The 12395-nt window shown below is 36.9% G+C and carries 9 protein-coding genes, 1 tRNA gene and 1 pseudogene; 6 read left to right on the plus strand and 5 right to left on the minus strand.

Annotated elements, in window-relative coordinates; all coding sequences use genetic code 11:
- Window positions 1-47: 47 nt before the first annotated feature.
- Window positions 48-120, minus strand: a tRNA-Lys gene (locus B3C16_RS05980).
- Between the two features lie 127 nt (window positions 121-247).
- On the opposite strand from B3C16_RS05980, the gene B3C16_RS05985 reads away from it, so the two are divergent.
- A complete protein-coding gene (locus B3C16_RS05985) occupies window positions 248-766 on the plus strand; it encodes a shikimate kinase (protein WP_121313328.1) in 519 nt (172 codons plus the stop codon).
- Here B3C16_RS05985 and B3C16_RS05990 read toward each other — a convergent pair.
- Window positions 758-1255 (minus strand): phosphoribosyltransferase family protein, encoded by a 498-nt coding sequence (locus B3C16_RS05990; protein ID WP_121315021.1) that lies wholly within the window; start codon window positions 1253-1255, stop codon window positions 758-760. The two genes, B3C16_RS05985 and B3C16_RS05990, sit on opposite strands and share 9 nt — an antisense overlap.
- A 435-nt stretch (window positions 1256-1690) precedes the next feature.
- Here B3C16_RS05990 and B3C16_RS05995 point away from each other — a divergent pair, with 435 nt between their 5' ends.
- Entirely contained in the window at window positions 1691-7519 is a 5829-nt protein-coding gene (locus B3C16_RS05995; RefSeq protein ID WP_291129832.1) for a fibronectin type III domain-containing protein, read from the plus strand.
- A 30-nt stretch (window positions 7520-7549) separates the two neighbouring features.
- On the opposite strand, the gene B3C16_RS06000 is transcribed toward B3C16_RS05995, so the two are convergent.
- On the minus strand, window positions 7550-7927 hold the full coding sequence (locus B3C16_RS06000) for an RNA-binding S4 domain-containing protein (protein ID WP_291129835.1): 378 nt from the start codon (window positions 7925-7927) through the stop codon (window positions 7550-7552).
- Between the two features lie 79 nt (window positions 7928-8006).
- Between B3C16_RS06000 and B3C16_RS06005 the strand changes: the two genes are divergently transcribed.
- Window positions 8007-8999, plus strand: a complete 993-nt coding sequence (locus tag B3C16_RS06005; protein WP_291129838.1) for an FKBP-type peptidyl-prolyl cis-trans isomerase — start codon at window positions 8007-8009, stop codon at window positions 8997-8999.
- Window positions 9000-9067: 68 nt separating this feature from the next.
- Here the strand turns inward: B3C16_RS06005 and B3C16_RS06010 are convergent, their stop codons facing one another.
- Window positions 9068-10021: a transketolase family protein gene (locus B3C16_RS06010; RefSeq protein ID WP_291129840.1), complete on the minus strand. Its 954-nt coding sequence runs from the start codon at window positions 10019-10021 to the stop codon at window positions 9068-9070.
- A 77-nt stretch (window positions 10022-10098) separates the two neighbouring features.
- Window positions 10099-10944 (minus strand): transketolase, encoded by an 846-nt coding sequence (locus tag B3C16_RS06015; RefSeq protein ID WP_291129843.1) that lies wholly within the window; start codon window positions 10942-10944, stop codon window positions 10099-10101.
- A gap of 215 nt (window positions 10945-11159) precedes the next feature.
- Between B3C16_RS06015 and B3C16_RS06020 the strand changes: the two genes are divergently transcribed.
- The 3 genes and pseudogenes from B3C16_RS06020 to tgt form a co-directional block, all read left to right on the plus strand.
- Window positions 11160-11564: a response regulator gene (locus B3C16_RS06020; protein ID WP_291129845.1), complete on the plus strand. Its 405-nt coding sequence runs from the start codon at window positions 11160-11162 to the stop codon at window positions 11562-11564.
- A 213-nt stretch (window positions 11565-11777) separates the two neighbouring features.
- On the plus strand, window positions 11778-12077 hold the full coding sequence (locus B3C16_RS06025; RefSeq protein ID WP_291129847.1) for a hypothetical protein: 300 nt from the start codon (window positions 11778-11780) through the stop codon (window positions 12075-12077).
- Window positions 12078-12260: 183 nt separating this feature from the next.
- Window positions 12261-12395 (plus strand): annotated as a pseudogene (gene tgt, locus B3C16_RS06030) (tRNA guanosine(34) transglycosylase Tgt); the annotation flags it as partial.

Genomic DNA, 12395 nt, shown 5'->3' on the forward strand with positions numbered 1-12395 from the left:
TACCAACTGAGCTATCGAGTCTTTAGCATCAAAATAAAGAAAAATTGTGACCCGACTGGGGCTCGAACCCAGGACCCCATCATTAAAAGTGATGTGCTCTACCAACTGAGCTATCGAGTCTTTTTCTTTTCTTGAATGCGGGTGCAAATATAAGACCTTATTATTTATATTTCAAAGCAATTTTATTATAAATTTGGCTTTTTTTAGATAAGGGTCTTAATGGCTTAATTTATAAGGTTTTATTGTAATGCGAAAAATTGTTTTAGTAGGGTATATGGCAGTTGGAAAGTCAACTATTGGCAAATTGATAGCCGAAAAAAGACAAATGAAATGGCTTGACCTTGATCAAATAATCGAAAAAAATACTAATTTATCTGTAGCAGCTATTTTTAAAGAAAAAGGTGAAATCTTTTTCAGAAAGCAGGAAAATCTGGAATTAAAGAAACTTTTGGACAGTAATGAAAGTCTTGTTATTAGTACCGGTGGTGGAACACCTTGTTATTCTAATAATCATTTACTTCTAAATGGCGAAAATGTGGTTTCTGTCTATCTCAAAGCTTCAATTGAAGAGTTGTATAAAAGGCTTAGTAGTAATAATGGCGACAGACCTTTAATCGCCAACCAATCGGAAGAACAACTCAAAGAATTCATCGCCAAAAATCTATTTGACAGAAGTTATTATTACAATCAGGCTACTTTTAAAGTCGATACCGAAAGTAAAACACCGCAAGCCATTGTGAGTGAAATAGTAGCTTTGTTAAACTAGGTAAGCATAATTATTGTTTTCCTCAAATACCACATGAACATGTTCTTTGGAAGAGGTAGAAAGCGATATCCCTTTAAAGTCAGCTTTGACGGGAAATTTTTTGTGATTTCGGTCTATTAAAACTACGGTTTTGAACTTTTTAATAGGCACTTCTAAAAAATGCTTTACCCCATAAACCAGTGTCGTTCCCGAGTTTAAGACATCATCAACTAGGACTAAGTTTTTGTCATTATATGTTTCTTTGGTAATTGAAGTAGCTATTGGATTAAACGGATTTTGCTTGTCAATTTTGACTTCACACAATACGATATTGATATCAGATATGTCTTTTAGAATCACACCAATTTTTTCAGCCAAGAGGTAGCCATTGTTGGTAATACCAGCCAATACAATTTCTTTTTCACCAGCAAAGGTTTCATATATTTGATAGGCAATACGTCTTATTTTATGTTCAATTTCTTGGTGGTTGAGTATGATATTTTGCCCCATGTTTTTTTTTTCAAAGATAGAAAACACTTTGTTTTTTTTCATTATTATTAAATAATTAAGGTGACGAATTAGTTTCTAAGCTGTTTTTGTGATTTATTATCTATATATATTTGTCATTTCAAAATAAAATGTAGCTTTATTATTACTTTATTTAGACAATTCTCTCGATATGTATAGGAATTGTATGAGTGCAAAGCTACTAAATACCAATACTTTTTAATATTTTGATGCTTTATTTCAAAAATTAGATTTTTTAAACTTTTTTTTAGAAACTTTTCACATAAATTTACCGACTGTAAAATGCTTGTTCACCTCTTTAATTATTTAAAAAACAAACGATTGAAGTTTGGTGCTTAGTGTTTTTTTTTTGAATGTTTCGCCTTGAATCAAAATATGTATATGATTGCCAAAACAAACAAAAAAAATTACTTCTCTGTGAAAAAACTTTTAGGTCTTTTTTTTACAGTGATGTTCTTTTTTTCTCTCTCTCAACGATTAAATGCCCAAGTTAGCACCTATAATTTTAGTGAAGTAAGTGCAACTTATACGGCGCTTACTTCACCTTCTGTAGCTTATACTGCACCTTGGGATGATCATACAACCGGTGCAGCTTTTCAAGCAGCTATTGGCTTTAACTTCAGCTATAATGGCGTTACCCAAACTCAATGTTACATTAGTCCCAATGGTTATATTTCTTTCGGAGTGCAACCAATATTCAATTCTTATTTGCCGTTAAGTGTAGCTACAGTTTTTACTAATGGCGGAACTATAAGTGCGATGGGAATGGACTTGATATCAACAACCGATGATATTACTTACAATACCATAGGTAGTGCGCCCAACAGAGTTTTTGTAGTGGAATGGACCAATGCCAGAAGAAAATCAAATACCGGAAATTTTAACTTCCAAATCCGATTGTTAGAAACCACTAATGCTATTGAACTTTCCTACGGTGTTTGCGCTCCTGATGATTTGACGGTTTTAAATGCCCAAGTCGGGATTCGTGGGGTTTCGAATGTCTTTTTACAAGGAGAAGTTCAAAACAGATACCAGACAGGAGTTAATACCAATGCTCCTTGGTTAGGGAAAACAGTTAACGGTACGGCCAATTCCAATACAGTTAGAACCAGTATAGCCGAATACCCTAATAACGGACTCAAATACACTTATACACCTTCTTTACCTTGTACAACACCTACCGGAGTTCCTACTGGTTTTGTAATTGGGAATACATCCGTGACTGCAACAACTTTTATTGGGAATAGTTTTACGGCTGCAAGTCCGGCTCCCACTAATTACTTAGTCTTAAGGAGCACTACCAATGTGCCACCATCAGCTGTCCAAATTCCAAATCGAACTTATTGGGCGGTTACCAATGTGATTGCGGGAACTTACACGGTAGTTAGTGTTACTAATGCAACGTCGTTTGCACAAACAGCTTTGTCGCCAAATACCACCTATTATTATTGGGTTATACCTTATAATGCAGGATGTCTTGGTGGCCCTTTTTATAACTTGAGTGCTATGGCTTCGGCTTCCAATACTACTTGCGCTGCATCACCAACCGGATTGTCAGCTTCAACCGTAGAAGGAAATTCTTTTACTGCTTCATGGACTGCGGTGTCTGGTGCTACCAATTACATAATAGATGTTTCAACCAACAATACTTTTACAGCCACACTTCCTGCTTATTCAGGTGTTTCAACAGCAGGGGCAACTGATTTTGCAGTCTCTGGGCTAAATCCTTTGACCACTTATTATTATAGAGTACGTGCCGTGGGAATCAACTGTTCAACAAATAGTACAACCGGTTCGGTTACTACGCTTTGTGGTGCATTTCCAATACCGTATTTTCAAAATTTTGATACTACACCTGTTAATGGATTACCTACTTGTTTTACCATAACTAATGACAATGCAGATGCCGTGTCTTGGAATGTACAGAATAGTTTAGCCGCGTCAACACCTAATGCATTTCACTTAGCAACTAATACAGCTATAGTCACTAATGATTGGTTTTTCACAGCTGGACTAAATTTAACCGCAGGGGTAACTTATCGTTTAAAATTCAAGTACAATACCCAAAGTGCCGGGACATATTCCGAAAACTTAAGAATTCGTTTAGGTACAGGTCCATCAGAAGCTACAATGAATAATACTATATTGGATTTATCCAATATTATCAATACGGTATACCAAACCGCAACCGTCGATTTTACTCCGGTGACCAATAACGTTTTTTATCTTGGCTTTCAAGGGTATAGTTTTGCCAACCAAAGCAAAATAATGATTGATGATATTAGTGTTATAGTATCACCAACTTGTTTTGAGCCAAATAATCTTATAATCAGTGCAGTTGGAAGCAATTCGGTAGGGATAAGTTGGACAGCATCCTCACCGGAACCTGCCAATGGATATGAATACTATGTCAGCACTTCAAATACTACTCCAAGTGGATCAGTAACACCAACCGGCTCTGTAGGTATGGGTATAACGGCTGTGACTATTTCAGGACTGACTCCAGCGACACTATATTACGTGTGGGTTAGAGGAAATTGTAGTAGTAGTGATAAAAGTGTTTGGAGTAACATTGAAACTTTTAGTACAGATTGTGCAGCGGCAACTTCTTTGACAGTTACCAATGGTACACTTTGCGGAGGAGGTTCAACCACTTTGCAAGCAATAGGAGCACCGGGTTCAACTATTGAATGGTATGCAGAATCAACAGGAGATACGTTGTTATTTACAGGTAATAATTATATCACGCCAACACTAGGTGCCACCACTATCTATTACGCACAATCCCGAGCACCGGGAGGATTGGTAGGATTAGGTCCAATATCACCGTTATTACATGGAGGTGCTCTCGCTCCCCAATTAATTCAAACGTTTGTAAGCTTTTCAGTTACTTCAGCAACCACGTTGCAATCATTTGATATTTATCCGATGGTTTCTGGACAAAACGGAACTATAGTGGTTAGAAATGCTTCTAATGTTCAAATAGCTTCCTATAATTTTGTTACCAATGTCGCCGGTGGAAATACGCCACAAACTATTGCTTTAGCACTTAGTTTAACTGCAGGAAATTATTTTGTTTATTTTGAAACACTACCTGTTGCAGGTTTAATGGCTAATATTGACAATACTCTATACCCATATACTTCTTCTTTAGCTAATATAAATGGAAATGGTTATGACAATACTTTTTTCCTGTATGCTTACAATTGGAAGTTTTCAAATATTTGTCGTTCGTTACTGACTCCAGTAACTGCAACAGTCATTACTCCTCCGGCAATAGCTTTCAGTAGTTCGTCCTCAGTAATTTGTCAAGGAGAAACAACAGCGTTGGTTACTGTTTCTGGTGCAACGTCTTATGATACTTTTACTTGGAATACAACTGTTGGTCTTTCTGGTTCAATAGCGGCCGGATTTGCATTTAATCCAACAATTACAACTACTTATAACTTAACGGCATCACAATCATCAGGTAGCTTATGTACCTTGGTAATATCTTATACTGTGACAGTTAAGCCTGAACCACCGGGCATAAGTATCGTTCCGGCTTCTGCAACTATTTGTGATGGGGCAATACAATCTTTAAATGCAAGTTTAGCGGCTTCAACCCCGGTTATTATTTTTAATGAAAATTTTAATTCGCCTACCGATAACTGGATAAAAACCAATGCCTCAACCGGTGGGCTTGTAGCCAATGCAGCTTGGATTTTAAGGCCAAGTCCATATTCTTATACCAGTTCATATTGGAATATTAATATGAATAGTAATGATGTTTCACAGTTTTATTTTTCTAACTCTGATGCTCAAGGAAGTCCAGGGACTAATAGAACATTAACTTATTTAGAGTCTCCTTCAATTAATTTGTCAGGTTATACAAGTGCTTCATTGAATTTTTACCATTATTTGAGATACTTTCCGGGTAACAAAGCTAGGGTTGAAGTTTCTATAGATGGAGGTGGCACTTGGACTATTTTAAACAGCTTTTTAGCTAATCAAGGGTCTGCATCAAATTTTGTCAATGCTACTTTAAGTATGGATAGTTATGTTGGTAATTCAAATGTTAAAATCAGATTTTTATTTGACGCCACATGGGATTTTGGTTGGGCAATTGATAATGTCACAATCACCGGTGTTTTAGCCGTAGAAGTGACTTGGGCGCCACCAACAGAATTATATTTTGATGCGGCAGCTTCTACAGCTTATATTAGTGGTACACCAACCGGTACCGTTTATACCAAACCAACGACTACAAGAGTTTATACCGGTAGCGTTGTTGGCGCCAATGGTTGTTCAGCCAGTGTTTCAACAACTGTAACTGTCATTCCGACTCCAATATTAGGTGTGTTGTCCGGCAGTCAGGAAGTATGTGCTACTTGGTTAGCCTCTGATTTAACTTTAACCGGTTTTTCAGGTGGAAATATAGTGCGCTGGGAATACGCTACCGACGCAACCTTTACGGTTGGTTTGACGCCAATTACTAACACAACTTCCACTTTAACCGGTGCGGCAATTGGGACTTTTGCCGGAACGCGTTATTATAGAGTGGTCTTGCAGAGTGGCACTTGTCCGGTGGTTTATTCAAATTCAGTTTATATTGTTTATCCTTCTACTACTTGGGATGGAGTGACATGGAGTAACGGTACACCTAACTCAGGACTGAGAGCCATCTTCAATGGCGACGCTACAACTTTTTCTTCTGTGAGTGATATAGAAGCTTGTTCGATTGAGGTAATATCGGGAACTGTAAACATTAATTCTGGACATACATTAATTGTTCAAAACGATGTGAAAGTAACCGGTGGTTCGTTAACTTTTGAAAATAATGCGAGTTTAGTGCAAATCAATACGCTAAATAATAATGGTGTGGCTTTTGCTAATAGTGGCAACATTACCTATAAAAGAGTCAGCACACCAATCAAGAAGTTTGACTATATTTATTGGTCAACTCCTGTAAGTCCACAAACTTTGATGGACTTTTCACCAGCCACTACTTTGTTTTTCTCTTATGATCCGGTTGTAAACAATTGGGCTTATGCTACTAGTACTATTCCAATGATTCTCGGAAAGGGCTATCTGATTCGAGCTCCAGATGTTGCGCCTTTTAATGTGTCCACACCAAACAATTACCTTGGTTCTTTTATTGGTGTGCCTAATACAGGAAACATAACAATCCCTATAGTGGGTGGTTCCAATCAATTTAATCTTATCGGTAATCCTTATCCGAGTGCTTTAGGGGCAAATGCCTTTTTATCTGATCTTGCAAATGTGCCAGTAATCGATGCGACAATTTATTTATGGACGCACAATACGCCAATCACAAATAATAATTACAACGCCGCTGATTATGCCATGTACAATTATTCTGGTGGTGTTGGAACCGGTACAGCAGCTTTGAATCCCGGATTGAATAGCAGTGTACCTAATGGTAAAATTGCCTCCGGTCAAGGTTTTTTTGTGAAAGGATTATCGTCAGGCAATATAATTTATAAAAACAGCATGAGATTGGTAGGGGATAACGATCAGTTCTTCAGAATGAACAATCCTTCTAACAGTGAGTCTGCCATTGAACTGGAACGTCACCGTTTTTGGTTGGATATTTATAATGATGAGGGTGCTTATAAGCAAATGCTAATCGCCTATATTGAAAACGCGACCAATAGCGGAATGGACAGAGGTTTTGACGGCGAAATGGTAGATATTGGAAATCCGGTGACGCTTTACACACCTCAGGAAGATAAAAAACTATCTATTCAAGGACGCGCATTGCCATTTAATGAGACCGATGTAATTCCGATTGGGTATAAGTCCAATTCGGCTACTGCTTACCAAATTAAACTATCCGCTTTTGACGGTTTATTCGATACTCAGTTTATTTATTTAGAAGATACAACGCTTAACATTATCCACGATTTAAAAGCCGGTAATTACCAGTTTACCACAGAAGCAGGTACTTTTGAAGAGCGATTCAAAATTATATTTACCAATAATGCTTTGGGTATTGACAGTCCAATCTTGACTTCTAATCAAGTAGTTATTTATAAAAATAACGACCATAATTTTGTTATTTTAACTGGTAACGTTCTTATGGAATCGGTAAAAGTATTTGATGTCAGAGGTCGTTTATTGATAGAGCAAAAAGGAATCAATGCTACTCAAACTATTGTAAGCAGCGGATTGGCTAACGAAGTACTGCTTATTCAAATTACCTCTACCGATGGAGTGGTTGTAACTAAAAAGGTTATTCGATAGTCTTTAATTTACGGAAAAGACAGTAGCCATTTATTCATCATCCACCTCAAACCCAAATTCATCTAAGTCTCTTCTGTCTTTCTTAGTAGGTCTGCCTGTTCCGGTTTTGCGATAGTGCTCTTTAGATAATTTTAATAGTTCCAAATGGGCAAAAGTTTCCGCAGGCGTTTCGTCTTTGCGGTAAATATCGACCAGTTTAGCACCAACCCTGTTGGCCGGTATATCTAAAACGGATATAATATAGGTAATTTGATCCTTTCTAAAAGTAATTTGATCCATAGGAAACACCTCTCTAGAAGCCTTAGCCACTTGTCCATTCACCGTAATTTGATTTTTCCGACAAGCCTCGGTTACCATGTTTCTGGTTTTGTAATATCGAATACACCATAAATATTTATCAACTCTCATTTTTTTTCCAAAATCAACGTTAAATAGTTTACAAAAATAAATCAATATTGTATCTTGCGGACTTAAATATCATACAAAAATGAATAATTTTTTTAAAACTATCCTAGGCTTCACCTTAGCTTTATTGGTAGTTTCCTGTTCAAAAGACGATGAAAAAGCAGTGCCTTTGCGAGATTATGCAGAACAATATGCAAAGGATATTGTATTAATTGAAGAGTTTTTACAAACACATTATATTGACGTTATTGACAATCCGGGTGCTCCTAATGATCAAGACGTAACTTTTACTAAAATACCTGCAGGCGGAACGCAAACACCTATTTGGGACAGTCCTGATTTAGTAACCAATTATACAGTTAGTCTACATGACATCACTTATAAATTGTATTATTTAAAACTAAGAGGACATGTAGACCGTAGTATTTCTTCCCCTGAAGATATTGCAAAAGCACCCTGTAATGTAGATAGAGTATTGGCTTCTTATGTCGGACAATACATATACAAAACAACTGAAACCGTAGATGACGAAACTGTAGAATCAATCGAAATAAAAGAATTTGAGAAAAACTTAAATCCTCAAACTTTTTTAACCTTGTCTTCTACTATTAGAGGTTGGAGTGAAATTTTCCCTAGATTCAAATCAGGAACCTATGTTGGAAACCCTGATGGAACAATTACTTATTCTGATTTTGGTGCCGGTATTATGTTTGTCCCATCGGGATTGGCTTATTATGGAAGCTCAGCGGGTTCAATTCCGGGTTATTCTAACTTAATTTTTGCTTTCAAATTATACGAAATTCAAAGAGTTGATAACGATGGAGACGGTATTTTTTCTTATCAAGAAGATTTAAATAATGATGGGTACGTGAGAGCTTTGGAGGAAGGAGTAGCCAATATTGATGATACTGATGGTGATGGTACTCCTGATTTTTTAGACGTTGATGACGATGGCGATTTATTCATGACCAAAGTTGAGATCAAGAACCCTTTGACGGGAATAGCTTATCCTTATGATCAGATTCCTTTATGTTCAGACGGCAAGAAAAAACATCTTACAGCCGATTGTCACTAATTTACAGTTAACAGTATAAATAAAAAAGTCCCGATTGCTCGGGACTTTTTGTTTACTATAAAATAGCTTTATTTTCTTTTAATCACTTTTTCTACAGCTTCAACAATGGCTTGGTTGTTTAGTTTGTATTTCTCCATCAATTGTTCCGGAGTTCCGCTTTCGCCAAAGCTATCGTTCACTGCTACAAACTCTTGCGGTGTTGGATTGTTTAATGCTAAAACTCTGGCAACGCTTTCACCTAAACCACCTAAAAAGTTATGTTCTTCAGCGGTTACAATACAACCGGTTTTGGCTACTGATTTTAAAATAGCTTCGTCATCCAACGGTTTAATGGTGTGGATATTGATTACTTCTGCCGAAATTCCTTTAGCTTCTAATGCTTCCGCTGCAATTAAGGCTTCCCAAACTAAGTGACCTGTTGCTACAATCGTTACATCTGTACCTTCACTTAGCATAATCGCTTTCCCAATTACAAACGGCTCATCAGCAGGAGTGAAGTTAGGCACAACCGGACGTCCAAAACGCAAATAAGCCGGACCGTGATGATCCGCTAACGCAATTGTTGCCGCTTTGGTTTGGTTGTAATCACAAGTGTTAATTACCGTCATTCCCGGTAACATTTTCATCAATCCGATGTCTTCTAAAATTTGGTGTGTGGCACCATCCTCGCCCAAAGTCAATCCGGCATGCGAAGCACAAATCTTTACATTCTTGTCGGAATAAGCTACTGATTGGCGAATTTGGTCATAAACCCTTCCGGTAGAAAAATTAGCAAAAGTTCCGGTAAATGGAATCTTTCCACCAATAGTCAAACCGGCCGCAATACCAATCATATTGGCTTCTGCAATACCAATCTGGAAAAAACGCTCCGGATGGTTCTTTTTAAAATCGTCAAATTTCAACGAACCAATTAAATCCGCACAAAGCGCCACGACGTTTTCATTTTTTTGTCCTAATTCGGTCATTCCTGCTCCAAATCCTGAACGGGTATCTTTACTTCCTGTATTTTCGTATTTTTTCATTGTTTCATTTTAAGGTTCAAAGCAACTAAGGCTCTGAGGTACTAAGGTTTTAATTTACAATATAATTTGTGACGGAATTAATAATCGCCTAAAGTCTCCGCATTTTGTGCTAATCCGATAGCCAACTGATCGTTATTAGGTGCTTTTCCGTGCCAAGCATGAGTATGCATCATAAAATCAACACCATTACCCATAACGGTATGTAACAAAACACAAACCGGTTTTCCTTTTCCTGTTCTGCTTTTGGCATCTTCCATTCCGGCAATAATTGCATCGATATTGTTTCCGTCTTTAATTTCTAATACATCCCAATCAAAGGCTTCAAACTTGGCTTTCAAATTACCCATGTTCAATACGTCATTAGTTGAACCGTCAATTTGTTGTCCATTGTAATCCACAGTGGCAATTAGGTTGTCCACTTTTTTGGCTGAAGCATACATAATAGCTTCCCAGTTTTGACCTTCTTGCAATTCACCGTCACCATGAAGGGAATAAATTAAATGATTGTCGTTGTTTAATTTTTTAGCTTGAGCCGCACCAATAGCAACCGATAAACCTTGGCCCAATGAACCCGAAGCAATTCTAACACCCGGTAAGTGGTCATGAGTTGTTGGATGGCCTTGTAAACGCGAGTTCAATTTTCTGAAAGTTGCTAATTCTGCCACTTGGAAATAACCTGAACGTGCCAAAACGCTGTAGAAGACAGGTGAAATGTGACCGTTAGACAAGAAGAATAAATCTTCGCCTTTGCCGTCCATGTCAAAGTCCGGATTTCTTTTCAATAAGTGTTGGTATAACACTGTGAAAAATTCGGCACAGCCTAAGGAACCACCGGGATGTCCCGAGTTTACGGCATGAACCATACGAAGAATGTCTCTGCGTACTTGTGATGTAAAATCTTGTAAATGTTGTGTGTTAGACATTATAAATTAGGTATAAATTATTGTGCTCAAAAGTAATTCTAATTTTTGCAAGCCGCAAAAGTTTTACAAATTAGTTATCAAAGGGTTATTAATAAACCTAATCTCTTAATGAGAACCCATTGGTGTCAGATTGAAATTCTATAATAAAATGACAATATTCTGTAACATATTTTTTTACGGTTTCTGCTAATTTTATGATTCAATTTCAAGTTGCTATGAAAAACTCACAAACCCTTTTTTATTTAGATGATGATGATGAAGATTTAGACTTCTTTAAAGAAATTGCCGAAGACTTAGGGCACACAGTCAGAGGATTTAGCGAAGGAAGAATTATGCTATTGGTCTTAGAAACCGAAAAACAAAAGCCGGATATGATATTTTTGGATATACATATGCCAATACTTAATGGTCAGGAAATTTTGGAAATCATTAAAAAATCAGACACGCTTAAAAAGATTCCAATTGTAATGGTCTCCGGTGCATACCCTAAAAAGTTAGTAAAGCACTTCTCTGATCTTGGAGTCGACTATATGATGAAAAAACACCATGTGCACGATTACAGAGAATCATTAAGAGAAATACTGGATACCCATTTTAGAAAAAGTAGAGCAGCTTCTTAAAATAACAATAATTAAGTAATACACATTACCAAACTTAATCACTATTTCAAAACAACCTCAAAGGGATTTGAGGTTGTTTTTTTTGCTCCAAAAGTTTGGTTTAGGCATGATGTGGCAATGATATAAATTTGAGTAAGAATTGTACAAATTCTTCCGGTCAGATTGGTTTACTTTTACAATAATGGTAAAATAACAACTCATAAAAGTAATAGGATGGAAAATAAAGGAAAGTTAAGCGCAACAACAGAAAGTAAGACACAGTCGGAAAGCAAATATGATTCGCATTCTGAAGAAAAACCAACCCAAAAAACCACTGTAGTTACCGATTCAAACCCGGATAGAGTGTCCCATGACAATACTGATGATTATTTGCAAAAATTACCGCTAGAAAAAGAGAACGCTCATGATTTAAGTGAGGATGCTACGGAAGACAATAAAAAGAGAAACAATCCGCAAAAAGATTGGGATGCTTCTTTTTACCCAGATAAGAGAACTTCTCTTCAAGGGAATTAACAAGTTTGTTTAGTTTTGTGTAAAAGACAATCTCTCATTTTGTGATGGGTTGTCTTTTTTTTATAGCCTATCTAAAACCATAATTGTAGTACACCTAAATAAGCCCTAAATACCCAACTGTTAAATAAAATCCTAATTCCTAATTCCTAATTCTTTTATCTTTGCCGACTGTAAAAGAAACTTATGCAATTTGATTTATTAGCCAAAGATCCCAATTCAAGTGCGCGTGCCGGAAGTATTACAACCGACCATGGCGTAATTGAAACCCCAATCTTTATGCCTGTTGGAACCGTAGCTTCGGTAAAAGGAGTACACCAA

The sequence above is a fragment of the Flavobacterium sp. UBA7682 genome, assembly GCF_002482945.1.
Classification (GTDB): Bacteria; Bacteroidota; Bacteroidia; order Flavobacteriales; family Flavobacteriaceae; genus Flavobacterium.

Excerpts from the sequence above, each read along its gene's own strand:
- B3C16_RS05985 (WP_121313328.1), top strand. The coding sequence starts at position 248 with ATGCGAAAAATTGTTTTAGTAGGGTATATGGCAGTTGGAAAGTCAACT.
- B3C16_RS06015 (WP_291129843.1), bottom strand. The coding sequence starts at position 10,944 with ATGTCTAACACACAACATTTACAAGATTTTACATCACAAGTACGCAGA.
- B3C16_RS05990 (WP_121315021.1), bottom strand. The coding sequence starts at position 1,255 with ATGGGGCAAAATATCATACTCAACCACCAAGAAATTGAACATAAAATA.
- B3C16_RS06000 (WP_291129835.1), bottom strand. The coding sequence starts at position 7,927 with ATGAGAGTTGATAAATATTTATGGTGTATTCGATATTACAAAACCAGA.
- B3C16_RS06020 (WP_291129845.1), top strand. The coding sequence starts at position 11,160 with ATGAAAAACTCACAAACCCTTTTTTATTTAGATGATGATGATGAAGAT.
- B3C16_RS06025 (WP_291129847.1), top strand. The coding sequence starts at position 11,778 with ATGGAAAATAAAGGAAAGTTAAGCGCAACAACAGAAAGTAAGACACAG.
- B3C16_RS06010 (WP_291129840.1), bottom strand. The coding sequence starts at position 10,021 with ATGAAAAAATACGAAAATACAGGAAGTAAAGATACCCGTTCAGGATTT.
- B3C16_RS06005 (WP_291129838.1), top strand. The coding sequence starts at position 8,007 with ATGAATAATTTTTTTAAAACTATCCTAGGCTTCACCTTAGCTTTATTG.